Below are 23,990 nucleotides of genomic sequence, written 5' to 3'. Positions count from 1 at the left end.
TGTTGAGCTCTGCTGATTTATATTTTAAGGGGAGGTAAGTGAGATGATCCGCAAGTTGAATGAAGCTGACCGCGCCCCGCTGATGACGCTTTTGCAGCAGAATCCGGCCATAAATCTGTATATCATCGGGGATGTGGAGAATTTCGGAATGGAGCAGCCTTTTATGGAGCTGTGGGGTGAGACGGATGAGCCGGGTGGCCCGGTAAAAGCGGTGATGATGCGGTATTACGGTAGTTATATCTGTTATGCTGACGGTCCTTTTGATGTGGAGGGCTTCGCAGAGCTGCTCAGTGCAGCGGACAACGCGGACATGCTCTCCGGTTCCACTGAGGTAGTGGGCCAGTTCAGCAAGATCATAAGCTTCAGCACCGAAAAGCATATGTATTTCGCTGAGCTTAAGTCTCTGAATGAGCGGATTTATGCGGCGGCTTCTCCCCCGGGAGAATTCCAGACAGCTGCTCCTCAGGATGTGGAGGACATCTGCAGCCTTACCGATCAGATTGTTGAATTCTCCGGCAGCTCCGCCGACTCACGGCAATCCCTGCACACAACGCTGGAGACCGGCACCGGACGTACCTACTTCATGACAAAAAACGGTCAAACCGCCGTAACCGCATCAACTGCAGCTGAGAACTCCATGTCGGCAATGGTTATTGCCGTAGCCACTCATCCGGACTACCGGGGACAGGGCCTGGCTACACGGGTGGTTGCCCGCTTATGCGCTGATGTTCTGGCCGAAGGCAAGTCACTTTGCCTCTTCTACAACAATCCTAAGGCCGGCCTGATCTATAAAAAGCTCGGCTTCAGCGATATCGGCACCTGGTCGATGTTGTATTTGTAGGGAAGGATGAGCCGGTGGTGGAGGGGATATGTTGGGACACTAACGAATTCCTGAGTTACAGAATTAAAATTATGTACAATGAGCTGCCGTGCAGGTAAATGGGTTGAACGGGCCCTCCGTTAAAAAAGGTGGCCAGTCACGCAACGGTTGTTCAAGTGACTAGCTTAGCGTTACGGACATGAGAGACGTTAAGCCTGAGGAACGGTACCGGAGTGCCGGACTTGCGGACATGAGAGACGTTATTTCACCGGAAAAGTGGAGTTTGCCCATGAAAAGCGGCGGATAAGAGCTGTCGTGTCCGTAAGCCCGCCCGAATGACCTTTTTTGAGCGAATAAAGGCTGTGGTGTCCGTTCAGGGTCAGAGTGGCATTGTACTTGAACCAGAGAGATGGCATTACATGAGTATGCAGCCAGGCGGACCTAACGCCGGACTTCCTGCGGGAGGGCATTGACGGGCGGAGCGGTCCGCCATAAGCTGCGGATATCACGCGACTCATCCCAGGTCTGCTGCGCGGCAATGGAGCGCAGCAGCGGATCTACGCTGCGTGCAGCGGCACTGTAGCCGCCCAGCGCACGCAGCTGAGCCTCCAGCTGCGGCCAGACCGCGCGCAGCGGAGCTTTATTGCCGCTGTAGAAGGCGGCATGCAGGTCTTCCCGGTCGAGCGGGCGCAGCGGCAGGTCCTCATAATGGCTCACGATCAGGTGAGCCAGGCAGACCGCGCCTTTGGCGATGACCGGGGATACCAGGAAGCTCGGCAGGGTCCGGTACTCGAAGCCGCCATGCGGCTGCCGCCGGAAATCGCCGAGCACGCCATAGCGTGGACGCCGGGCCGCCGCCCGGTCGTCCTCGAGCAGCATCATTGGCAGCGCGAGATAGTTATCGAGCGCGCGCAGCAGCGGCGCGCACAGCGTCACGCCGCTGAAGTGGAGGTGGCCGCCGAGCGCCCAGCCCGGCAGCGGCATACCTCCCGCCCGCCAGCGCAGCGAGCGGTCGGCAATTAACCGGTCCGCCTGCGCCGCGGCGGACATCAGCTGCGCCAGCAGCGCGCGCGGTTCCCCGCGCGGCGCAGGGCGCAGCTCCGCCACCGGGAACACTCCGTATGTTCCCGGGGGTCCGGCATCGCAGCCCGCGATGCCGTCCGTGGGCAGGTACCGCGACGCCGGCACGACGCGGCCTGTGGATTCCCGGAGCAGGAGAAACTCCGGGTCCATGCCCATCAGCAGCCCGGTGCGCCCGGGCGGCTCAAGGGCCAGCGCCCGGTCCAGCGCCTGCGCTGCGGACCGGTACGGCTGCGGCAGCGGCTCTCCCGCAGCAGGCATTAACGGCTTAATGCCTGTCACCGCATACCGCCGCCCGCCCAGCGCCCGTAGCTCCACCTCGCCGCTGTCCAGCCCCAGGCTGTATAGTGTCCGCACAGCAGTGCTGTGCAGAATCCCTATCGTTCCGCGCGGTGCAGGAGCACCGCCTCCGCTGCCCGTTCCCGAACCACTACCATAGTTATCTATGCTTATTGCCCCGTTATCCCCTGCCCCTAAGCCGTGTCTTTCCTCCACATCTGCCGCATATCCGCCTTCTGCTTCACTGCTCATTCCCCGCTCTGCCGCTCCTTGATTGCGTCCCTCCGCATATGCTCTATTTCTAATCTCTATCCTGCTGCGCTCTCCCCGTTCTGGCGATTCCCGGCCTTGTCCATCCGCATAGGCACCAGTTCCACGCTTTATCCCGCCGCTTTCGGGACGAAGATTCCCAGTATGGATTACCCCGCCTAACGTTCCGGCGCCAAGCCCGCGGCATTCCAGCACACACAAGTTGAAAACCAGCACCCTGTAGTGCTGCTTGTAGCTCCCGGGGACTTGTCTGCCCGGATTTGTACTCACTTTTCCGTTACCACCGAAGCTGCTGCGGTTATTTGCGCGCCGGAGTTTACCGGCCAGCCCGGGGCCGGACTCGATTCCGCAGCGCTCAAGCCTGGCTATGATCCCTTCCGGTGTCAGCTGCCGGAATACCTCAATTCCTTCATTCATCACAGCAACCTCCTGAATCAATCAAGATATCATTGCGCCGCCGCTCTCCATGGGACAGTACCGGGCATAGCGAGAATTTTAAGAGCAGGGTGTTAAGGTATTATGTAGAACAAATATTTTCTTATAATTTAAAAAAAAGAGGGCATTCGCCCTCTACGCCGCTGCCCTCACTACATATAATGGATCATAACCCACTCAGCAACAGAAGGCAGCGGCGTATTCCTTCTTACAGCTCATCATCCAGGGCGTCAGGGTCCAGATCATCGTAATCAAAGCTTTCACCGTCAAAGTCATAATCCTTGTCTTCCAGATCATCACTCTGATCGCTGACATACACGCGGACCTTGGTCTCAGCCACCAGTTCCGCCTCGAACTCCCGTTCTACCCGCAGCGTTACACTGCCGCCGCCCGGTGATACTCCGGCTTCCACACAATTAGGCTCCTGCGTTGCCTCCGCAGAGACCTGTGCTGTGGAGGCACGGTGTCTCGGGTCCAGATACGACAGTGGAATAAGCTCCACGTAGGAGACCGTTTCCTTGGCAACCTCGGTCTGTTTGTTTTTGTCGTACGAGTACCAGATGTTTACATCGTAAGTACCGATTACTTCGATTCCGTTACCGGCGGCAACCGCTTCGTACTGGTGGTTGATAATCCAAGCCCCCAGAATACTAGTCGGATGATGTGGCGGAGTCACGGTATGGGTTGCTGTAGAGAACTTACGACCTTTGCCGCAAATTGCCTTCGTAATGATCTCCCTTGTTTGACGTTTATGGCTTAATGACATCTTTGAACCTCCTCCATACAATCATTCACTATCAAGTGTATGCACGTTCTGGGCATTTGTTGATTGTTAGAGTAGAAATAAATTTGGGTAAGCCTACGGGAGCCGTTTATTTTGCCCTCTGCTTCATTTTATTGCCGGGTTTGCCCAGTTATGAGTCCTCCCGCCCGAAAAAAGCCAAAAATTGAAGAGTTCAATTCTTAAAAATATAAAGCAGCGAACCTCTTCTGCAGAGATTCGCTGCTTTTTCAAGTGAGCATATGTCATTTATCGCTTTGTTTCTCTTCCTCCAGGCCAGCCGCACTTACTGCGGAATCACTCGTACTATCCCAAGCTGCCGGTGGCGGCTCAGGTCAATGAAATCCTCCCCGATGTTCACCAGCGGCCGCAGCGGATCATGGACAAGGATCATTACGATTCTGCCGGAACGCCCGTCTGACAGCAGAACCTCATTGCCGATCATCGACTGCATCAGCTTGTTAATGAACACACTGCAGATATAAGGGTCCAGCTTGCCGTAGACATTGTCATCCATCTGCCTGAGCACCTCATACAGCGGTGCAGCCGAGCGGTAAAAGCGGTCTGAGGTCATGGCATGAAACACATCCGCTACCGCTACAATTTTACTGAAATCGGTAATCCGGTGCCCCAGTACTCCAAAGGGATAGCCGCTGCCGTCCATCCGCTCATGATGCTGCAGCGCAACCAGCGCCTGCATGTGGCTTGTGCCTACGGTATCACGGATCATTTCATAGCCCAGGGTAGTATGCTTCTTCATCTGCGCATATTCTTCCTCGCTCAGCGGACCGGCTTTAGTCAGGATGTCTGCCGGAATCATCACCTTGCCGATATCGTGAAGCGTGGCGGCAGTCGTCAGCATGCTCAGCTCCTCGGGCTTCAGCTTCAGCCACTTCCCGAGCAGCGTGGAGATAATTCCGACTGCAACATTATGCCTGTATGTATAATCATCCTTTGACTGCAGTGCAGCCAGTATACCGTAAAAATCATTCTTCTCACTTACCTGCTGGATAAAAGGAATAACTTCATTTCTGAGCTCTAACATCGGAAGCCGTTTGCTCTTGGTGTGACGCATCTCTTCAAAGATACTTTCCATCGCTGCCGTACAATCATCTACAGCAAGCTGATAGAACATGGCATTATCCACCTGAAGCACATCATGCGGTTCCAGAATAATCCTGTGCTGGCCGATCAGCCGGATATGCTCCCCGCTTAACAGGGTTAAGGCCGGCAGAACGAACACACCACTCTGATTAAAAAGGTTGGCTGCAAGCTGTTTTCCGATATATTGATCATTACTGTTGTTCAAATTCCTCACCTGCCAGTGCAGCTGTTCACGAGTGAACCCCTGCTGTAATTGGAAGCTTCGCGGCCTCATCAAGCTACTTACTCTTCAGCGGTTGTACTCTCCGGGATTAAAATGAACAGCTTTATACAAACACTCACCTTTTGTGCTTATATTTCTTATCGTTATTTCACACCGCAATGTTAATACTTTTGCCCATTTCTTTCACGATTTACATATTGTCCTTGGCAGGCTGCTTGTCCTTCAGGCGTTTGAATTCCACCGGACCTTTATACCTTTTGGCGATCTTGAGGTAGAGCGCAAGCTCACGGCAGAGCTGCAGTATGGCTGAACGGATCTCGAATTCCTCGCGGGAATCCGGCAGCTCCATCTCCTGGAATTCCTGCTGCAGGTCATCAAGCAGATGTTCTGTACGTCCGGTGTATTCTTCAGCCAGCACATCGCCGCTCAGCTGATCGAACAGCTCCGCGACCATCTCCCCGTGCGGCAAATGGCGGTACACCTGGGAGAGCAGCTGCATCATATTCTGGATCGACTCCAGCTGTTCCTTGCGCATATAGAAATACACATTCCAGGCCTCATCCGGATGAATCACATGATTCTCCATCTCCCGGGAAGCTGCGGTAAGCCCCTTATGCACCGCTTCCCCAGCACCTATCAGTTCCTTCCCGTCCCACACATAAGCCGGATCACGCAGTGTCCTTGCAATCTGCTTGAAGATAACGGAGAAATAACCGTCCACCTCCTTGCGGATACCGGCGATGATGCCCCCGGTCTGCGGCATATAGATGAAGTTGACCAGACCGGCCGAACCGAGGCCGATAATCAGCAGTTCAATCTGCTGCAGCAGGATATGAACCGTAATCTCAGCTTGTCCAAAAACCCGGAACACAATAACGGAGCTGGTGACAATCCCCTCTTTGAAGCCGGATTTTACGATCAGAGGAAACCCGAATAATACATATAATCCCAGAACCCAGTAATGAAAACCAAGGGTGAAAAAGAGGATACAACCCAAAACGAGTCCTACCATTGAGGCAAAAAATCTTGCCGTGATGGTGCGCAGACTCCGTTTGCGGGTTGTTTCCACCCCGAGAATAGCGAGCAGACCCGCGCTTTGCGCATTAGGAATGCCTGCGGCGGCGGCCAGCAGAATGGACAGCAGGGTTGCAGCCGCCGTTTTGATGATACGAAATCCCATTTAATACCTCTCCTACAAGTTTTGTCAGCAAATCATCCTTGAGTCCCTTCTCAAAACTCGCTTCGGAAGCATACACTCAAGTTTTGTCAGCAATGCGTCTTTGAGTTTCTTCGCAAAACTCGCTCCGGAAGCATACACTCAAGTTTTGTCAGCAATACATCCTTGAATTTCTTCGCTACAGGTAAAGATATTGTCATGGTACAAGATTTTGCGGAGAGACACAATATTACATTGTTCTTACCGCCTCGACAATAACAGCTTCTCCACATAGACAACCAGCTGGTACATCGCTGTAGCCACCACGGCAATAATAAGCAGGCTGGACATTACAAGGGTAAAGTTGAACACCTGGAAGCCGTAAATAATCAGGTAGCCGAGCCCGGACTTCGCCACCAGAAACTCACCGACAATAACCCCGACCCACGACATGCCGACATTCACCTTGAGCGTCGAGATTACTGTGGGAAACGAAGCAGGCAGAATCACCTTGCTGAACTCCTGCACTTTGGTTGCCCCGAACGAACGGACGACCTTAACCAGATTATGATCCACACTGCAGAAGCTGTTGTACACCACTAATGTAGTTATGATTACTGTAATCGATAACGTAGTCACTACTATCGCCGTGAATCCGGCTCCGAACATAACGATAAAGATCGGACCCAGTGCAACTTTCGGCATGCTGTTGAATACGACCATATAAGGATCAAGGACCGCAGACAGAAACGGCGACCACCAGATCACTATCGCCAGCAGTGTTCCGAGCAGCGTACCGAGAATGAAGCCTACAATAGTCTCTCCCACAGTCGTTCCCAGATGCGGCCACAGGCTTCCGCTGATCATATCCCCCCAGATTTGCCCGAATACCTTGGTTGGATAGCTGAACAGCAGTTCATCGAACCAGCCCAGCCGGGCGCCAGCCTCCCAGAGGACAAAAAACAGGATCAGCAGGCTGCTCCGGACGGCCAGCACCTGACTTTTCCGGCGCAGCTTGTTCTTCCGGTAATCCGCATGCCTCTGTTCCAGCCACGTTGTCCGGGAGGCTGCTTCTTCAGTACGGTATCCTGTACTCACATACCATCCCTCCCTGCCAGCTCCATTTCCTTCCACACCTCATGAAACAGCTCCGCGAAGCCGGGCAGATCCCGCGCATACAGCGGCGGTGTACTGCGGATAGCTTCAGGTACATCGAATATTTTACGGATACGTCCCGGATTACGCTGCAGCAGAATAACCCGGTTACTGACAGCTATCGCCTCGGACAGATCATGCGTGACCAGAATTGCCGTGGTTCCCCGGCGCATCAGCGTTTCCGAGACCAGATCCTCCAGCTGCAGCTTGATCTGATAATCCAGTGCAGAGAAGGGTTCATCCAGCAGCAGCAGACCGGGGTCGGTTGCCAGCGTCCGGACCAGCGCGACACGCTGGCGCATCCCGCCGGACAGCTGTGCCGGATAGGCAAGCTCTTTGCCCGCCAGCCCCATGTCCGCGAGCAGCTGCAGTGTTTTGGACCGTGACGGCTCATCCAGCCGGCCGGTCAGCTCAAGCCCGAGCAGGGCATTGTCCTGGATCGTCCGCCAGGGAAACAAGTAATCCTGCTGCAGCATATAGCCGACCTCCGGTGAAGGCCCGGTACTGGGGCGTCCGCTGAGCAGCACTTCACCTCGCGAGGGCTGAAGCAGCCCTGCTATAATGGACAAAAGCGTAGTCTTGCCGCAGCCGCTGGGCCCGACGAGGCTGACAAACTCACCTTTTCCGACGCTCAGATTCATGTTCTCGATAGCCAGTGAAGCCTCGCGGTCTCCCAGGTAGGCGTGCGTGACTTCTTTTAACTCTACGACTGGAAGCATCTTTGCCCTCCTAAAAGTTTTGTATAGCATATGCAACCTGATTGTCTCCGGCAAAACTCACTTCGAAAGCATAAGCTTAAGTTTGTGAGCATTACTTCGTCTGATTCTGCTCCGAACAAACTCACTTCGTAAGCATAAGCTTCTACTTGATATTGCTTGCCGCTTGCTCCGCGAAGCTGTTGTCTACGATCTTGCCGGGAGCAACTCGTTCCTTCAGTTCACCGGCATTGTCGATTACATCGAGCAAATTGTTCCATTCTTTGTCATCAATGACAGGGTTTAGCGCATAGGAGTCTGTTTCCTTATAGCGGCTGATTGCCGAGATTACTATATTCCGGTCCGTTTTATCAAAATAAGGCATTACCGCATCGGCGATTTCCTCCGGGCTGTGATCCTTCACCCAAATTTGAGCCCGCTGGATGGCATTGGTGAATTTCTGCACCGTATCTTTGTTTTTGCTGATAAAGCTGCCCTTGGACATAAAAACAGTGTACGGCAGATATCCGCTCTCCACACCGAAGGAGGCAACTACCTTACCGCGGCCTTCACTTTCAAAGATCGACGCCTGCGGCTCAAACAGCTGCACGTAATCCCCGGTACCGGAAGCAAACGCACCGGCAATGTTAGCGAAGTCAATATTCTGGATCAGCGTGAGATCCTTCGAGGTGTCGATCCCTTTGTTCAGCATTGTGAAGGCACCGGCCATTTGCGGCATGCCACCCTGTCTTTGGCCGAGGAAGGTTGAGCCCTTCAATTTATCCCATGTAAAATCACTGTCCGGATTACGCGCGAACAAAAAGGTTCCATCACGCTGGGTAAGCTGGGCGAAATTGATTACGGGGTCATCTGCCCCTTGCTGATACACATAAATGGATGTTTCCGAGCCGACCAGGGCTACATCAATGGCACCGGAGAGCAGTGCAGTCATCGTTTTATCTCCGCCCGGTATCGTCTGCAGCTCCACATCCAGCCCTTCATCCTTGAAGAAATTCTGGGACAGCGCCACATACTCCGGTGCGTAGAATACAGAACGGGTGACCTCACCAATCTTCACCTTTACAGCCGAATCACCGCCGCAGCCGGCGAGAGCCGCAAAGCATAAAATCATTATCAAAAGTGACAATGACAGTTTTTTCTTCATCTTCATCCTGTTTGCTCCTTTCCTCCAGGGTCTATTGCCCTTGCTCTATGCATATGCGGATGCCTAAGGAAAGGTTAAAGCCGGTTCTACGCAGCGATAATGAAACGCTTACATAAAAATCTCTATTAAATGAAGGAAACCAAAAAAAATATCTTCTGAATGGGTTCTGCAGAACATCTTAGAGTAGATTAAGCGGGGAAATACAGGGGACTGGCCGGCGGAGCTTTGGCTCCGCCTTAAGAAACGAAAGCACTGCAGCCGGATCGGCTGATTACTCCGTCCGGTTCTATTCTGGATGGCGGGAAGCCCCCGGCAGCACGATCCAATCATATAATGCCTGGCACATTTCCGCTCTTGTGAACGGACAGGCAGTAATGAAATCCTGCGCCCTTTCACAGCCGCCTCTAAGCAGCCACCCGCCGGCAGAGCCTTCAACAAAAGCCGCCTGCTGCAGGCACCAGCTGCTTACGCTCCGGGTACATAACCACACCACCCCTGTTATCACGCGGCTGTGCAGTGTTGCCGCCAGCTTTGCGGCGCTCAGCGGATCACCGGTTTCTGCACCCAGAAGTTCAGCCAGTATAATCAGACTGCAGGTACCCGACTCATCCAGCAGCTTCTGGACTGTATATCCGGAGAGGACCAGCGCAGGTACAGCCAGACTCCTGCCTTCGGCGTACTCGGAACAATTAAACAGATAACGGAAAGCCCGCTTGATCTGTCCAGGCTCCTCCAGCACATAGCTGTAGCCATCCTCTTTATCCATCCCGGTTACTACGGTCCGGTCACAGAATACCTGCAGGCACACATCCTGAAACTGTTCACCTTCCGCGTATTTGATCCTGCAGATCCGCTCTGCAGCAGGGGCAGTCTGCAATAAGCCTGCAGCAGCTGCCCGTTCTGCTTCATCAGGGAACAGGAATTGCGCCAAACAGATTTCATCTTGATTATTCACATTTAAATTCCCTTCCCGGTTTGCCTAAATCTGAAATACCTTATCACATAACAGGTTCACGATTCAACAAAACTATAAAACTTGTAATCTTTATGTTATCATAAGCTAATTTTAAGGTAAAATTAAGAAATGAAGGGTATGATCTATAACATGAAATACTTTTACCGAGGTGATTTCAAATGAGAATGCTCATCACATTTCAGAACAAACTTGTACCCGTGTACTTTACTACAGAAAACAAACAGCCTACCCAAAAAGTACTTCGACTGCTTAACAGCACCTTGGAGCTCAAAATTCAAAAGGGAAAAAATGCCCTGCAGAAATGTTTGAATTCACTGATCAGTATCGAAATTAAAGGCTCAGAAGCTATATTGCACAGTTATAGTGAAAATGATTCATTGGCCCTGTCCCTCTATTAATAGAGGGATATTTTTTTGCAGCAAACCGGGGATAACAGCTCTGCTCTAAAGATGACAAAAAAAAGCACAAGCCTGCATACAGGATTGTGCCCCTTCGCTCTTATATAGATGCCTATGGGTTGAATCGGTCTTAAAGGGTGATTTACCGTACATGTCAGCCAATCCGGAGATTCCGGTTTTCTTCATTCTCTGCCTTCTGAATCCGCAGTTTGAACAGCTTCACCAGGTTGCGCCGGGTATGTTCTTCGTGACAGCTGTCCAGTTTCTTAATGATAAAACGGTCAATGGACATGTCAATCGCTCCTTTGCAATCGGGGTTAACCCCCTTGTAAATCCTATATAACCGGGCTCCGGATTTCTAAACACTGCCTATAATATGCAATAAATGTCTGCGGATTTCGTCATACTACATCTTGATCAACTGCCGGTATATAGTCAGCAATTAAACAGAGATATGGTATTTGTGCGAAGGAAAGCATGTTACTGTCGGAAAAATAAAAATTTTATTCGACGGATATTTACAAACAAAAAATTAAATGCTATATTAATGAAAGTTAATATTAAATAGATATTTAAGGAGAAATCATAATGTCAAATGTACTGTTCGTCAAAGCAAACAACCGTCCTGCAGAGCAAGCTGTAAGTGTTCAGCTGTATAACGAATTCCTTTCCAGCTACAAAGAAACCCATCCGCAAGATGAAATCACTGAACTGGACCTGTTCGCTGAACAGCTTCCATACTACGATAACACACTGATTACCGGTGTATACAAGGCTAACCAAGGCTTCGAAGCTACTCCGGAAGAAGCAGCTGGGGCAGCACTTGTGAAGAAGTATCTGGACCAGTTCCTTGCTGCTGACAAAGTAGTATTTGCCTTCCCGCTCTGGAACATGACTGTTCCGGCCGTGCTGCACACTTATATCGACTACCTGAACCAAGCCGGTACTACCTTCAAGTACACTGCTGAAGGTCCGGTAGGCCTGCTGAACGGTAAAAAAGCAGCTGTACTGAACGCCAGAGGCGGCGTGTATTCCGAAGGTCCTGCAGCAAGCGCAGAAATGGCTGTTAACTTCATTATGGGCAACCTGAACTTCTGGGGCTTCAAAGAAACTACACAGGTTATTATTGAAGGTCACAACCAGAACCCGCAGCAATCTGCTGAGATTATTGCAAATGGCCTGCAACTGGCTAAAACAGCAGCTGCATCGTTCTAATCCGCCAGCATTAAAAGTCCGGTTCCCGCTTTAGATATCCGCACTTTAATCAGGCATCCGCTTTACTGTTATCCGGACTTTTATTTATATATAGCTCCGGCAATGCACCCTCCGGGTTCATTTGCCGGACCATTTACCAATAAAAAACCCTGACCGCTTTCAACAGCGGTCAGGGTTTTTTACGTACTTGCAGGCTTAATATTCGTCCAGCACCCGCTGCCAGCTGTTGCCCTTGGCGCGCGGCGCTGTGCTCTTGGCAGCCGCAGCAAGGGTCTTGCGCTTCTGCTTTGTTTCCTTGCTGTTCTGATACTTCAGCTCCTTCTGCGTCTTGCGGTAATTCAGCAGCCGTTTCTCCTCCAGCAGTCCGTTCTCCACGGCGGCCAGCACTGCACAGCCCTCCTCACGGGTATGAGAGCAGTCGCTGAAGCGGCATTCCCCCGCAAATCCGCTGATATCACCGAAAGCCAGGTCCAGACCGCCGTCATCCTCCCAGAGCTGCAGCTCACGCATCCCAGGTGTATCGACGATGATCCCTCCGTCCGGCAGAACGAACAGCTCGCGGTGTGTCGTCGTATGCCGCCCGCGGCTGTCGCCTTCACGGACATCCTGAGTCAGCTGCAGATTGCGGCCGCTGAGCCAATTGACCATAGTAGATTTGCCGCAGCCCGACGAGCCGGTCAAGGCAACCGTCTGACCAGCCCCGATGTATGGCAGCAGGTCCTCCCGCCCGTCGCCCAGCAGTGCACTGACAGCATGTACAGGCACGCCCGGTGCCGCCCGCTCCATCTCAGCCATTTTGTGTTCCGCATCACTGCAGAGGTCTGCCTTGGTCAGCAGGATGACGGGATTAGCCCCGCTGTTCCAGGCCATAATCAGATACCGCTCCATCCGCCGTACATTGAAGTCATCGTTAAGCGCACTTACGAGGAACAAGGTATCTACATTGGAGGCGACAATCTGTTCCTCCTGGGTGGATCCAGCCACCTTGCGCGAAATCACGCTGCGGCGGGGCAGGACTCCATGAATGACGGCATGCTCCCCGCCATCCTGCATGGCCAGCATCACCCAGTCGCCGACAGCAGGATAGCTGCCCGATTCGGTCAATGAATGCCTCAGTCTGCCGGACAGCTCTGCCCAGATTTCCCCGGTGCCCGCAATTACCCGGTATTTACTGCCGAAATCACCGACAACCCTCCCCGGCTCAAGCGTTTTATTCTCCAGCTCCGCCAGCTTCTCTTGCCACTTGCTCTTCCATGCTTCGTTCCAGCCATACTGTTCAATAATCATTCAATTCCTCCTGAAGGTGTTAAGTATTATGTGCCTTAGACAAAAAAACGCCGGAACCCAGAGGTTCCGGCGGCGGACACTGCAGGCCTGAATACATCCTTTTGCCGGATGTAACCGGGTCTGCACACGCAAAAAAGCCGCCGGAACCGATACGGTTCCCGGCGGCTCTAACAGACATGATTAGAGCTTACCTGCTAAGCCGTGTGCATCTGCTCCACAGCCGCTGTTCCCGGAAGACACGTATCCACAACAGTTGCAACCCATTCTGTACCCTTTGTATAAACTGTCATATCACATCGTCTCCTTCCGATACTTAAGATGCTGTTATGATATCCCTACTTGGAGCTATTTGTCAACAGCCGGATTTTCCAGCCTCCTAAATGATGTTCTTAAGCTCGTCCAATTCGCTTATAGTTGCTGCCGGCTGGACATTCAATGATTCGTCCAGGGCATGATTTCGCTTCAGCCAGATCGTATCCATACCTGCTGCTGCAGCCCCCCAGATATCATTCACCGGATGATCGCCAATGAACAAGGTCGCTTCAGCGGTAGTGCCAAGGCGCTTAAGCGCAAGCTTATAAATATCCGGGTCCGGCTTGCTGATGCCAACCTCACCAGAAATAACTATCGTATCGAAGTAGCCGCGCAAGCCCAGCAGATCGATTTTTCCGTTCTGGATGTCCTTCCCGCCGTTTGTCACCAGTCCCAGCAGATAGCCCCGGTCCCGGCAGTACTCAAGTATCTCAAGCGCATGCTTCATGACAGCACCGTGGCTGGCATAGGTCAGGTCATAATAAGAGCGGATCTCCGCTGCCGGGAACGGCTTCTGCCAGGGCAGCACCTCACTCAGCTCGGCAAAAAATCCGTCCTTGTCCCGGTACCCGTCAGCATCTCTCACAATTATATCGTCTACAATCAGTGCTGCTTCATTCTCATCCAGATGTCCCAGCAAGTCCTGCACAAATTGCCTGCTGAAGCTGCGGAAGGTCGCATCCCGGTCCATCAGCGTATTGTCCAGATCGAACAGCAAACCCTGTACTGCCTTCATCCTGAAGTTCCCCTTTTCCAATCATTTTCAGTAAATATTCATCAGATATTCATTGTACTATGCGTCAGGGAACAATGAAATCCCCCTCTAAAGACCCGTAACATATACAATCTATAAAGAAAAGACCATCCTGACCCGAAGAACGTCGTTCTCCAGGCAGAATAGCCTTCATGGGAAGCATTGGTATACTTTTAAGATTCGAAATACTCGGCACGGTGAGTAAGCATCATTTCCTCTTCCGTAATGTATAGCGGGAAGGGCGGAGTTTCCTTCAGATAACGTTCGGTAGCCAGCAGCCGGTAATGAACCTCCGGAAGCCAGGCGTCCTCAAGGAGCGGCAGCTTGCCCGTATCGCTGATATAATTATCTACAGCAGACTGGACCATATCGAGATAATAAGGCACCAGCTTGTCATCTTCCTCGAAGATTTCAAAGGTTTCACGGGACATATAGAATTTTTGCTGCGGAATACCGCCCAAATATCTTTTCAGCCTGCTTAAATCAATACTTTTATCTTCCAGGATGAGAGCTGTACGGTTAATTGGAGCAGGCATATCTGCTTCAAACTGCCGGACGGCCTGCTTGATCTGCGGCAAAGTTACGGTAAGATGAACTGGCGGCATGTTTTTTTTGGCGCGTTTGAATATCATACTGAAAGTCTCCTTTCGAAGCTTATGTCAGTTAACGCTTACAATTCCATTTTATTCATTAAGTTGACATTTAATCAGCGTATTCTCACTTGTCACAGAATGTCCCAATTCTTAAGATGATTATTTGACATTTTCCCAGCGGGTCCAGATTTCCTGCGGATTCAACTCGTATTTATCATTCTCGCGGTACATGAACTGATGCATGATGAACTCGCGGCGGATTGTGGCATAATCCTCATGAAACTGCTTGATGAATTCATTCATCTCTTTCTCGGAATAGACAACACCCGGCTCCAGCTTCTCCACAATATACTGCAAGGCAATCAGCTTTTTCTTATATTGTGAGGGAATCTGCCGCAGGCGTCCGTCCTTTGCAAAAAAATTACGCAGAACCGATGCCTTGAGGCTGCTCTCCGGCGATTCGACTTCCATTTCCTCCACCCCCTTGGCAAAAATAAATTTCAGCGATGCCTCTGAGCCGGCCTGGATAAACTCGGGATTAAGCTTGAAATACACCGTATTCTTGTCTCTGCGCTCCATAATCAGTGCAGCTTCCCGCAGCTTCGCTGCATGATGGGTCACGGTCGGCTGTGACAGATTCAGCTTCTCGGCCAGAGCCTGGCCATGCACTTCGCCTTTGGAGAGAAGCAGCAGGATCCGCAGCCGGGTCGGGTCGGACAAAGCTTTATGATAAGCAACGATTTTTTCTAACTGCACCGGACCACACTCCTGTAATGTTCATAAATGCCCGCAAAAGCCGCTTGGCAAAAATAATTTAGATATATATCTAATTATATACCCGTATACGAAAATGAGCAAGACAATCACAGCAGAATCTGCGGATAATGGCAAAATTCTAAAATATAATGTACCATTTACTCAAAGAACACTTTCCAGGGAGGATTCAGCTATCATGAAAGACGTCATCATTATCGGCGCAGGTCCCTGCGGACTGTCCGCAGCCATTGAATGCCAGCGCCAAGGCCTGTCCAGCCTGATTATTGAGAAGAACTTTATTGTTCACTCGATTTATTTATATCCGACGAACATGCAGTTTTTCAGTACGGCTCCGCTGCTTGAAATCGGGGATGTGCCCTTCACCTCCCCGAATGACAAGCCTTACCGCCATGAGGCTCTAGTCTATTACCGCCGGGCTGCCGCACAGCATAATCTGGACATCGCCGCTTATGAAGAAGCACTATCCGTGCTTCCGCAGAGTGACGGCAGCTTTGTTGTACATACACGCAATAAACGCGGAGAAGAACTTTCGCGCAGCGCGGCGAATGTGGTGATTTCTACCGGCTACTTCGACCAGCCTAATCTGATTGGGATCCCCGGTGAGGAATTACCCAAGGTAACCCATTATTTCGGCGAAGCCCATCCCTATTCCGGTATGAAGGTTGCCGTGATCGGGGGCAGCAACTCGGCTGTTGATGCGGCCCTTGAGCTAATCCGTGTAGGGGCCAAGGTGGATATGATTTACCGCGGCAGCAGTATTTCGGATAATATCAAGCCTTGGGTCCGGCCGATTTTTGAGAGTATGGTGCAGAAAGGCAGCATCGCCCTCCATCTGGAATCGCGCGTCACGGAGATTACCCCTGCTTCTGTCATCATTACTTCGAGCAGCGGGGAAACCGCTGAGCTGGATAATGATTTCGTGCTGGCCATGACCGGCTTCCGCCCGAGCAGGGCTTTGCTCTCTTCGGCAGGTGTGCTCATGGACGATACCCTCGACAAACCCGCCTTCAATCCTGCAACGATGGAGAGCAACATCCCGGGTATTTATGTCGCAGGCGTGATTGCCTCCGGCCGGAATGCCAATGAGGTATTCATCGAAAGCGGACGCGGGCATGGGAAACTGATTGCCGATCATATTATTAGTAAACGGCTTTCGTAGAGAAGGAGCTCAGTTAAGCTATGGATGTAACCTCTTTATTGCTGCTGGCCCTGGCGGCGCTGGGGATTATCAGCAAGAATTCGCCGCTGACCATCGCCATAATCTGTCTGCTGCTGCTGCGCGTACTGGGCCTGCAGCAGGCTTTTCCATGGCTGGAGAAGTACGGTCTGACCATCGGCATCATCATTCTGACCATCGGAGTGATGACCCCGCTGGCCAGCGGTAAAATCCCGCCGCAGACCCTCTGGCAGACGTTCCTGGGCTGGAAATCGCTGGCGGCGGTCGGTATCGGAATTCTGGTTGCTTACCTTGGGGGACGCGGAGCAGTCCTTATGGGCAGCCAGCCTTCTATTGTTGCCGGTCTGCTGATCGGAACTGTAATTGGCGTTGCTTTTTTCAAAGGGGTTCCGGTTGGGCCGCTGATCGCAGCCGGTATTCTGTCGCTGCTGATTGGACGCCTCTAACTAAGGCATCCGCAGCGAAATGAACTTTCAGGAGGATAATGATGCCAAAGAAATTTGTGACGGAAGCCGTCATGATTGCTATATACGGCCAGCTGCTTGTTCCGCGAAGCCCTGTAGAATATATTGTGCCTTATACCACGATTATGGAATTATATGAGCTGCGCGACAGTGATGAGCCGGTGATGAGCCATCCCGATGATGACCGGCAGGTCAAGCTCCGGATCCGCGAGCTGATCAGTTATTTCGAGGAGCCGCTCAATTCCAAGAAGATCAACCGTGCCCTCAATGTGCCCTGGGCCAAAAGCCCGGCTATTCTGCTCGGCGGTCAAGCGCAGCTGACGATTATCAACAGTATCGATAACGCCTCTTACGGCGAATCGTTTGATCCGATTGAGACGGAGCTGCTCCTCACCTCCCAGCGGGAAAAGGTGCCGGTGCTGACGGACCAGTTCGAGCTGATCCAGCGCATTATCGAGGGCAGCGTCCCGGTCCAGGTATTCGATATCGATGATTTCGAATTTGCGATGGAGGAAGAGACCTTCCGCAGCTCGCATTAGGCTCCGCCGTACGAATTTTAACACAGAGGGGGTGTCCCGCAGGCCATATTATGGCCGGGACACCCCCTCTGTGTGTACTGCAGCGGCTGATTTCTAACAGATGTGATACGCGGGCATTTAGCCCTCTTCTGCGTATTAACGGTTAAGCCGGTTGCAGCTACTCCTTCAAGCCTGCGCCTGCCGGAGTGGGTACATAGTTGTATTCAATATCGTCCTCAGCCTCCACATATACAACCGACAGGCTGTACCCGTCCAAATACCACAAATCCTGCTCCTCCATATAAAAAATCAGGCTGCCCTGCTCAGTTTGCACAGCCGGGCGCCCCGGCGGCTCGGTAGCGATTCCCAGCGAGAAGCCGGGATGCAGCCCGCCCCCTGAGCTGTACCGGGGAAACAAACGGACATAGGCCCCGTCCGCCAGACTCAGCTCCCGTTTGAACCATGCGGCAGCCTCCGGGCTTATTTCAATGCTCATCTCTCTCCACTCCTCCCGCAACTCTCAAGAAAGTCTGATTAAAATACAGGCTCCAGATGGCAGAAGCCTATTTCATCATACCGCTTATTCGGTATTTGTTCAAAATTACATTTGACAATTCTCGAAGCGGGATGATAAACTCGGAACATAACGAAGCATCTGCAAGTTATTACCAAATTAATGAAAGGGTGAGCGCGGTGTTTACTATTGATCCAGCCGGTGCCGGCAACAATAAACAATATAATACCGAAGCAGCCCGAGTAGTGGAGCCTTCCTGAACCTTCTTACGTGTTACGCGTACCGTATGAATTCAGGCAAGTACATCTCTTCCATGTCTCTGTGCTGCGATTAGCACCGTAGACATGAACGTCGTAAATACAGGCGTATCATCCGTTTTCGGATGGTACGCTTTTTTGCATGCTGAGAGAGTACACTCCACTTTGCCGGCAAACAACATTCACAACATGAAAGGAAGGGATTTCCCTTGTTCTCCGTTCTCCGCGATCTCGGCTGGTTCTTCCGCCGGGAAAAAAGGCGCTATGCGATAGGCCTTGTACTGTTAATTGTGGTAGGTATACTTGAACTTCTGCCTCCACGTCTCCTGGGCAACGCTATTGACGATATTGTCAGCGGTGCCATTACCGCAGGCTCCTTAATGAAATATATCGGCTTGATCGTATTTATGCTGCTGACTATTTACTGGATCACCTACATATGGATGCACAAGCTGTTCGGGGGCTCCAACCTGGTAGAACGCCTGCTCCGCTCACGCTTCATGAACCATCTAATGACTATGACGCCTGCCTTCTTCGAGCGCAACCGTACAGGTGATCTGATGGCCCGTGCCACCAATGATATCCGCGCGGTCTCGGCAACTGTAGGTTTTGGTATGCTTACCCTTGTCGATTCTACAGTCTATCTGACCGTCGTACTGTTCGCAATGGGCTTCCTGGTCAGCTGGAAGCTGACCCTGGCTGCAGTAATTCCGCTGCCGCTGATCGCAATCGCCATGATCTATTACGGCAAAGCCATTCATGACCGCTACAGCCTGGCACAGGATGCCTTCGGCGACATGAACGACCAGGTGCTTGAATCAGTATCCGGCATACGCGTTATCCGTGCTTATGTGCAGGAACGGCTGGATGAGAAACGTTTCTCTGACATTACCGATGATGTGTACCGCAAAAACATGGCTGTTGCCCGGGTGGATGCATTTTTCGAGCCGACGATCCGCTTCTGTGTGGGGCTGAGCTACATTATTGCCCTGACTTACGGGATCTATCTGGTCTTCCGCAATCAAATTACACTTGGAGATCTTGTCTCCTTCAATATGTACCTCGGTATGATTGTCTGGCCGATGTTCGCGATCGGTGAGCTGATCAATATTATGCAGCGCGGCGGCGCCTCGCTGGAGCGGATTGATGAGACACTGAATGCGAAGCCTGATGTAGCGGATATGCCGCATCCGACTCCGGTAGCCGGACCTTCTTCGATTGAGCTGAAGAATGTAACCTTCCGCTATCCGACCTCAGCCATCGATAACCTGAGCGGTGTCAGCCTGTCCCTGTCCCAGGGCCAGACGCTGGGTGTTGTCGGCCGGACCGGCAGCGGTAAATCGACCCTGCTGAAGCAGCTGCTCCATGAATACCCGACCGGACAAGGTGAAATTCTGATCTCCGGCGTTCCGATTAACCAGATTGCCCTGGATCAGTTACACAGCTGGATGGGGTATGTGCCGCAGGAGCAGATTCTCTTCTCCAAATCGGTTCGTGAAAATATCCAGTTCGGCCATGCCGGAGCCAGCGATGAACTTATTATGCAGGCGATTACGGCAGCTGCGTTCCAGAATGACCTGGGCACCCTCTCCGACGGGCTGGACACCACGGTCGGCGAACGCGGGGTTTCCCTCTCCGGCGGCCAGAAGCAGCGGGTCTCCATCTCCCGGGCATTCATCTCAAATCCTGACATTCTTATTCTGGACGATGCCTTGTCTGCAGTAGACGCCCGTACGGAAGCGAAGATTATCGAGAATATCCGTGAAGAGCGCAGCGGTAAAACCACACTGATCTCCACCCACCGCCTCTCGGCCATTGAACATGCCGACCTGATTGTGGTGCTTGACGGCGGCCATATTACTGAGCGGGGTACCCATCAGGAGCTGCTGGAGCTGGGCGGCTGGTACCGCGAGCAGTTTGAACGCCAGCAGGTGGAGAACAATCTGACGAACGACTAAGCTCACGCTTCCTTTCCACAAAACTTTCAGGAGGTGTCACCGTTGACACAGAGTACAGGCAAACGTCTGCTGCAGTACGCACTGACTGCCAAAAAAACCTTTATCGCCGCCCTTCTGCTCCTTACGATCGGGGTAGCGGCTGAGCTGGCCGGGCCGTTCATTGCCAAAAGCATGATCGACAATCACCTGCTCGCCATTGAAAAGCCTTATTTCCAGACGGCTTCGCATGAAGAAGCGGCTGAATATAACAATACCTATTACAAACGCGGTGACCGGTTTGCCGAAGATGAAGCAAAGGGCCAGGAGGTCCGCCTGCTTCAGGCCGGCAGAAGCTTCTATTTCATCAATGAAGCTGTGGCGCAGCCGGAAGGTGAACGAAGCTTCACTGACGGGAAGCTGCATATCCGTTACGGAGAACAGGAAACGGTCTATCCGGCCGTGAAGCTGTCAGCGGATCAGCTGTTTTCATTCTACAAGCCGGAGCTTCCCGGTATTTATGAGCTGGTAGCCCTGTATGCCATGTTCCTTGTGATCTCCATAATTGCGGAGTTCGGTAAAACCTACTGGCTGCAATCTTCAGCAAATCAAGTAATCCGTAAGCTCCGGACCGATGTGTATGCCCATATCCAGCGGCTGCCGGTGCATTTCTTCGATAATCTGCCGGCGGGTAAGGTTGTCTCGCGGGTAACCAATGATACCGAGGCCGTGAAAGACCTGTTCATTGCGGTTCTCTCCAATTTTGCTACAGGGATTATTAATATTACCGGTGTCTATGTCGCACTCTTCCTGCTGGATGTGAAGCTGGGCCTCGTAAGCTTGTTCATCGTGCCGGTTATCATCATCTGGATCGTGCTCTACCGCAAGGTGGCAACCAAGTATAATACGATCATCCGCTCGCGTCTGAGCGAGATCAATGCCATTATTAACGAATCGATTCAGGGGATGTCGATCATCCGGATTTTCCGCCGCCAGAAGCAGAGCAGCGCTGAATTCGAGCAGCTGAATGATGACTATCTGAAATACCAGAATAAAATGCTGAACCTGAATGCCTTCACCTCCCACAACCTTGTGAACTCCCTGCGCAGCCTCTCCTTCGTACTCGTATTGTGGTACTTCGGCTTCGGCAGTCTGGACGGTTCAACCTTCGTTTCGCTCGGCGTGCTGTATGCTTTCGTCGACGTACTGGGACGGATGTTCCAGCCGATCACAGGGATGGTCAATCAACTCGCCAACCTGGACAGCTCGATGGTCTCTGCCGGACGCGTCTTCACGCTGATGGATGAGCCTGGGGAACCGGTAACCGATGGCTCCATGCCCCGCTATAAGGGCGAAGTCGTATTCAAGGATGTGTCTTTCGCTTATAAAAAGGACTACGTTCTGCGCGATATCTCCTTCGAGGCGCGTCCGGGCGAAACAGTTGCGCTTGTCGGCCATACCGGTTCAGGGAAAAGCTCCATCATCAACCTGCTCTTCCGTTTCTATGATCCGCAAACCGGAAGCATTACCATTGACGGGCAAGAGGTCAAGGGGCTGCCGAAGCAATGGCTGCGCAGTCATATGGGCATTGTACTGCAGGACCCTTATCTCTTCACCGGAACCATCGCCTCCAATGTCAGCCTTGGCGATGAACGCATCTCCCGGCAGCGGGTAGAACGGGCCTTGCGTGAAGTCGGTGCCGACAAGCTGCTGGCTCACCTGCCTAAAGGCTTTGACGAGCCGGTCATCGAAAAGGGCAGCACATTGTCCGCCGGTCAGCGTCAGCTGATCTCGTTCGCGCGGGCGCTATCCTTCGATCCGGCAATTCTGATTCTGGATGAAGCGACCTCGAACATCGATACCGAGACCGAGAGTATCATCCAGGAGGCGCTTGAAGTGCTGAAAAAGGGCCGGACGACCTTCATCATCGCCCACCGCTTATCCACCATCCGCAGCGCAGACCAGATTCTGGTCCTGCACCGCGGGGAAATTGTGGAACGCGGCAGCCATGATGAGCTTATGGCCATGGGCGGGCGTTACTTCCGGATGTATCAGCTCCAGCTTGGAGCCGGCGCCGGAAACGGTGCAGTGGAACCCGCTGCCGCTTCCTCCTTCACAGGCGGAGTGCTGCGCCCGTCAACAGAGCAGCTGTAATCCGCCAGGAACAGAAAGCCTGCGGCAAGTAATATGAGCAAAGCCCATCCCTTCAGGCAGGGGATGGGCTTTGCTGCGTAATGAGAGCTTGTACTCCGAACATTTGTTCCTTATAATGAATGGTAATACATAAGAATGGATGAGGTGAGGACATTGGTTAGCTATAACCTGAGCAAACGGCAAGCCCGGTCATTCCTGCTGCGCCACCAGCGCCTGGTACCCGGCGGATTGTCCGAAGGCAAGAATGGCATATACGAATTCGTCCGTCATGTAGGCTGTATCCAGTATGACCCGCTGAATATCACCGGACATAATCATGAGCTTGTGCTGCAGGCCAGACTGCCGGGCTTCCTGCCGGAAATGGCTGCTGAGCTACTCTATAAGGACAGGCTGCTGTTCGATGGCTGGGACAAGAATATGTCCATCTACTGCACCGAAGACTGGCCTTATTTCCAGCGGCGGCGGGAAGCGGCGGCCCTCCGGTATCAGAACAATGAAGCGATGTCCGCTATGGCAGCCCATGTGCGGGAGGAGCTGATGAGCCGCGGCCCGCTCTCGTCACTTGATCTGGAGAGCAAGGAGAAGATCGACTGGGCCTGGGCTCCGGCCAGACTGTCCCGGGCAGCGATGGAGAGTATGTATTTCTGGGGAGAGCTCTCGATCCATCACAGGGTCCATACCCGGCGGTATTATGACTTTACAGCGAATCTGCTGCCGGAGGAGCTTCTGCGCACAAGCGATCCAAACGTGACGGAAGAGCAGCATCACGACTGGTATGTTCTGCGGCGGATCGGCAGCATCGGGCTGCAGTGGAACAAGTCGGGTGACGGCTGGCTGGGAATCTCCGGAATGAAGAGCAAGGAACGCACAGCCGCTGTTCAGCGCCTGCTGCAGAGGGACCTGCTGCGGGAGGTTCAGGTAGAAGGACTTAAGCTGCCGCTGTATGTACGGACTGCGGACACTCCCGTGCTTGAAGCGTTGCTGCAGGAGGACGCCGGCAGTGGTGATGAGGCGAAGCTGGTTTCTTCCCCGGATTATAACTCACCCCCGGAGCCTCCAGCCTTCGCTGCCGTGCTGGCCCCGCTCGATAACCTGCTGTGGGACCGGGAGCTAATCCGCCAGCTGTTCGGCTTTCATTACCGCTGGGAGGTATACAAGCCGGTGCAGGAACGGGAGTATGGCTATTATGTGCTCCCGCTTCTGTATGACGGCCGCTTTATCGCCCGGCTGGAGCCGGTTATGAACCGGAAGAGCGGTGTTCTCACGATTGTCCGCTGGTGGTGGGAGCCGGAAGCGAGCCTGACCGCTGCAATGCTGTCCGCGCTTACCCGGGCGCTTACCTCGCTTGCCCGGACAACAGGAGCAGCCAGCATCCGGTTTGACGCTGGCACCGTCACCTCCTGCGGACTGCAGGAGCTGGAAGCGGTATTCCTCCCTGACCTGCAGCAGCCCTGACCAGCCCCGCAAAGTGTGAGGCTTTAACCTCTGTGATGACTC

23 protein-coding genes are annotated in these 23,990 nt (G+C 52.6%); 9 read left to right on the top strand and 14 right to left on the bottom strand.

Annotated features, from left to right (window positions below; all coding sequences use genetic code 11):
• The first annotated feature begins 43 nt into the window (after positions 1-43).
• Positions 44-841 carry a GNAT family N-acetyltransferase gene (locus LOS79_RS06720; RefSeq protein WP_315417226.1) on the top strand — a complete coding sequence of 266 codons (798 nt, stop codon included), beginning with the start codon at positions 44-46 and terminating at the stop codon, positions 839-841.
• 420 nt (positions 842-1,261) lie between these two features.
• Here the strand turns inward: LOS79_RS06720 and LOS79_RS06715 are convergent, their stop codons facing one another.
• The 8 genes from LOS79_RS06715 to LOS79_RS06680 form a co-directional block, all read right to left on the bottom strand.
• Entirely contained in the window at positions 1,262-2,866 is a 1,605-nt protein-coding gene (locus LOS79_RS06715; protein ID WP_315417224.1) for a putative amidoligase domain-containing protein, read from the bottom strand.
• Positions 2,867-3,092: 226 nt separating this feature from the next.
• Positions 3,093-3,650, bottom strand: coding sequence for an outer spore coat protein CotE (locus tag LOS79_RS06710; protein WP_039310097.1), 558 nt, complete (start codon positions 3,648-3,650; stop codon positions 3,093-3,095).
• A 301-nt stretch (positions 3,651-3,951) separates the two neighbouring features.
• Positions 3,952-4,983 (bottom strand): HD-GYP domain-containing protein, encoded by a 1,032-nt coding sequence (locus LOS79_RS06705; protein ID WP_315417220.1) that lies wholly within the window; start codon positions 4,981-4,983, stop codon positions 3,952-3,954.
• Positions 4,984-5,182: 199 nt separating this feature from the next.
• Entirely contained in the window at positions 5,183-6,172 is a 990-nt protein-coding gene (locus LOS79_RS06700; protein ID WP_315417217.1) for an aromatic acid exporter family protein, read from the bottom strand.
• Positions 6,173-6,409: 237 nt separating this feature from the next.
• A complete protein-coding gene (locus LOS79_RS06695) occupies positions 6,410-7,162 on the bottom strand; it encodes an ABC transporter permease (protein WP_397386779.1) in 753 nt (250 codons plus the stop codon).
• An 80-nt stretch (positions 7,163-7,242) separates the two neighbouring features.
• Entirely contained in the window at positions 7,243-8,022 is a 780-nt protein-coding gene (locus LOS79_RS06690) for an ABC transporter ATP-binding protein (RefSeq protein WP_315417213.1), read from the bottom strand.
• 142 nt (positions 8,023-8,164) lie between these two features.
• Positions 8,165-9,169, bottom strand: coding sequence for an ABC transporter substrate-binding protein (locus tag LOS79_RS06685; RefSeq protein ID WP_315417212.1), 1,005 nt, complete (start codon positions 9,167-9,169; stop codon positions 8,165-8,167).
• 280 nt (positions 9,170-9,449) lie between these two features.
• Positions 9,450-10,118, bottom strand: coding sequence for a hypothetical protein (locus tag LOS79_RS06680; RefSeq protein ID WP_315417210.1), 669 nt, complete (start codon positions 10,116-10,118; stop codon positions 9,450-9,452).
• A 179-nt stretch (positions 10,119-10,297) separates the two neighbouring features.
• On the opposite strand from LOS79_RS06680, the gene LOS79_RS06675 reads away from it, so the two are divergent.
• Positions 10,298-10,537, top strand: coding sequence for a hypothetical protein (locus LOS79_RS06675; protein WP_039310083.1), 240 nt, complete (start codon positions 10,298-10,300; stop codon positions 10,535-10,537).
• Between the two features lie 154 nt (positions 10,538-10,691).
• Here the strand turns inward: LOS79_RS06675 and LOS79_RS06670 are convergent, their stop codons facing one another.
• Complete coding sequence (locus tag LOS79_RS06670) at positions 10,692-10,829, bottom strand: hypothetical protein (RefSeq protein WP_315417206.1); 138 nt, start codon at positions 10,827-10,829, stop codon at positions 10,692-10,694.
• 296 nt (positions 10,830-11,125) lie between these two features.
• Here LOS79_RS06670 and LOS79_RS06665 point away from each other — a divergent pair, with 296 nt between their 5' ends.
• A complete protein-coding gene (locus LOS79_RS06665; protein ID WP_315417204.1) occupies positions 11,126-11,752 on the top strand; it encodes an FMN-dependent NADH-azoreductase in 627 nt (208 codons plus the stop codon).
• Between the two features lie 195 nt (positions 11,753-11,947).
• Here LOS79_RS06665 and rsgA read toward each other — a convergent pair whose 3' ends face one another.
• The 4 genes from rsgA to LOS79_RS06645 all read right to left on the bottom strand — a co-directional run bounded on the left by rsgA (position 11,948) and on the right by LOS79_RS06645 (position 15,454).
• Positions 11,948-13,039 (bottom strand): ribosome small subunit-dependent GTPase A, encoded by a 1,092-nt coding sequence (rsgA, locus tag LOS79_RS06660; protein WP_315417202.1) that lies wholly within the window; start codon positions 13,037-13,039, stop codon positions 11,948-11,950.
• A 376-nt stretch (positions 13,040-13,415) separates the two neighbouring features.
• Positions 13,416-14,087, bottom strand: a complete 672-nt coding sequence (locus tag LOS79_RS06655; protein WP_315417200.1) for an HAD family hydrolase — start codon at positions 14,085-14,087, stop codon at positions 13,416-13,418.
• Between the two features lie 191 nt (positions 14,088-14,278).
• Complete coding sequence (locus LOS79_RS06650; protein WP_315417199.1) at positions 14,279-14,737, bottom strand: DUF3939 domain-containing protein; 459 nt, start codon at positions 14,735-14,737, stop codon at positions 14,279-14,281.
• A gap of 120 nt (positions 14,738-14,857) precedes the next feature.
• Positions 14,858-15,454 (bottom strand): DUF2087 domain-containing protein, encoded by a 597-nt coding sequence (locus LOS79_RS06645; protein ID WP_315417198.1) that lies wholly within the window; start codon positions 15,452-15,454, stop codon positions 14,858-14,860.
• 196 nt (positions 15,455-15,650) lie between these two features.
• Here LOS79_RS06645 and LOS79_RS06640 point away from each other — a divergent pair, with 196 nt between their 5' ends.
• From LOS79_RS06640 to LOS79_RS06630, 3 genes are read left to right on the top strand one after another with little or no spacing between them, the layout of a single operon-like run.
• Positions 15,651-16,634 (top strand): YpdA family putative bacillithiol disulfide reductase, encoded by a 984-nt coding sequence (locus LOS79_RS06640; protein ID WP_315417196.1) that lies wholly within the window; start codon positions 15,651-15,653, stop codon positions 16,632-16,634.
• 20 nt (positions 16,635-16,654) lie between these two features.
• On the top strand, positions 16,655-17,098 hold the full coding sequence (locus tag LOS79_RS06635; RefSeq protein WP_315417194.1) for a DUF441 domain-containing protein: 444 nt from the start codon (positions 16,655-16,657) through the stop codon (positions 17,096-17,098).
• Between the two features lie 41 nt (positions 17,099-17,139).
• On the top strand, positions 17,140-17,655 hold the full coding sequence (locus LOS79_RS06630; protein WP_315422035.1) for an ADP-heptose synthase: 516 nt from the start codon (positions 17,140-17,142) through the stop codon (positions 17,653-17,655).
• A 157-nt stretch (positions 17,656-17,812) separates the two neighbouring features.
• On the opposite strand, the gene LOS79_RS06625 is transcribed toward LOS79_RS06630, so the two are convergent.
• Positions 17,813-18,130: a HesB/YadR/YfhF family protein gene (locus tag LOS79_RS06625; protein ID WP_315417192.1), complete on the bottom strand. Its 318-nt coding sequence runs from the start codon at positions 18,128-18,130 to the stop codon at positions 17,813-17,815.
• Between the two features lie 484 nt (positions 18,131-18,614).
• Here LOS79_RS06625 and LOS79_RS06620 point away from each other — a divergent pair, with 484 nt between their 5' ends.
• The 3 genes from LOS79_RS06620 (at position 18,615) to LOS79_RS06610 (ending at position 23,948) form a co-directional block, all read left to right on the top strand.
• Positions 18,615-20,363 (top strand): ABC transporter ATP-binding protein, encoded by a 1,749-nt coding sequence (locus tag LOS79_RS06620; RefSeq protein ID WP_315417191.1) that lies wholly within the window; start codon positions 18,615-18,617, stop codon positions 20,361-20,363.
• Positions 20,364-20,405: 42 nt separating this feature from the next.
• The gene (locus tag LOS79_RS06615) at positions 20,406-22,493 is read left to right on the top strand and encodes an ABC transporter ATP-binding protein (RefSeq protein WP_315417190.1); all 2,088 of its coding nucleotides are present in this window, start codon (positions 20,406-20,408) and stop codon (positions 22,491-22,493) included.
• Positions 22,494-22,646: 153 nt separating this feature from the next.
• Positions 22,647-23,948: a winged helix-turn-helix domain-containing protein gene (locus tag LOS79_RS06610; RefSeq protein WP_315417188.1), complete on the top strand. Its 1,302-nt coding sequence runs from the start codon at positions 22,647-22,649 to the stop codon at positions 23,946-23,948.
• Positions 23,949-23,990 lie beyond the last annotated feature (42 nt).

This window comes from Paenibacillus sp. MMS20-IR301, assembly GCF_032302195.1.
Classification (GTDB): domain Bacteria; phylum Bacillota; class Bacilli; order Paenibacillales; family Paenibacillaceae; genus Paenibacillus_AQ.
This window is presented reverse-complemented; position numbering and strand designations above follow the sequence as displayed.

Bases quoted from the DNA above. Each gene is read 5' to 3' on its own strand.
- LOS79_RS06675 (WP_039310083.1), top strand. From the start codon at position 10,298: ATGAGAATGCTCATCACATTTCAGAACAAACTTGTACCCGTGTACTTT.
- LOS79_RS06720 (WP_315417226.1), top strand. From the start codon at position 44: ATGATCCGCAAGTTGAATGAAGCTGACCGCGCCCCGCTGATGACGCTT.
- rsgA (WP_315417202.1), bottom strand. From the start codon at position 13,039: ATGATTATTGAACAGTATGGCTGGAACGAAGCATGGAAGAGCAAGTGG.
- LOS79_RS06630 (WP_315422035.1), top strand. From the start codon at position 17,140: ATGCCAAAGAAATTTGTGACGGAAGCCGTCATGATTGCTATATACGGC.
- LOS79_RS06670 (WP_315417206.1), bottom strand. From the start codon at position 10,829: ATGTCCATTGACCGTTTTATCATTAAGAAACTGGACAGCTGTCACGAA.
- LOS79_RS06690 (WP_315417213.1), bottom strand. From the start codon at position 8,022: ATGCTTCCAGTCGTAGAGTTAAAAGAAGTCACGCACGCCTACCTGGGA.
- LOS79_RS06635 (WP_315417194.1), top strand. From the start codon at position 16,655: ATGGATGTAACCTCTTTATTGCTGCTGGCCCTGGCGGCGCTGGGGATT.
- LOS79_RS06665 (WP_315417204.1), top strand. From the start codon at position 11,126: ATGTCAAATGTACTGTTCGTCAAAGCAAACAACCGTCCTGCAGAGCAA.
- LOS79_RS06710 (WP_039310097.1), bottom strand. From the start codon at position 3,650: ATGTCATTAAGCCATAAACGTCAAACAAGGGAGATCATTACGAAGGCA.
- LOS79_RS06625 (WP_315417192.1), bottom strand. From the start codon at position 18,130: ATGAGCATTGAAATAAGCCCGGAGGCTGCCGCATGGTTCAAACGGGAG.
- LOS79_RS06650 (WP_315417199.1), bottom strand. From the start codon at position 14,737: ATGATATTCAAACGCGCCAAAAAAAACATGCCGCCAGTTCATCTTACC.
- LOS79_RS06640 (WP_315417196.1), top strand. From the start codon at position 15,651: ATGAAAGACGTCATCATTATCGGCGCAGGTCCCTGCGGACTGTCCGCA.
- LOS79_RS06700 (WP_315417217.1), bottom strand. From the start codon at position 6,172: ATGGGATTTCGTATCATCAAAACGGCGGCTGCAACCCTGCTGTCCATT.
- LOS79_RS06655 (WP_315417200.1), bottom strand. From the start codon at position 14,087: ATGAAGGCAGTACAGGGTTTGCTGTTCGATCTGGACAATACGCTGATG.
- LOS79_RS06685 (WP_315417212.1), bottom strand. From the start codon at position 9,169: ATGAAGATGAAGAAAAAACTGTCATTGTCACTTTTGATAATGATTTTA.
- LOS79_RS06715 (WP_315417224.1), bottom strand. From the start codon at position 2,866: ATGAATGAAGGAATTGAGGTATTCCGGCAGCTGACACCGGAAGGGATC.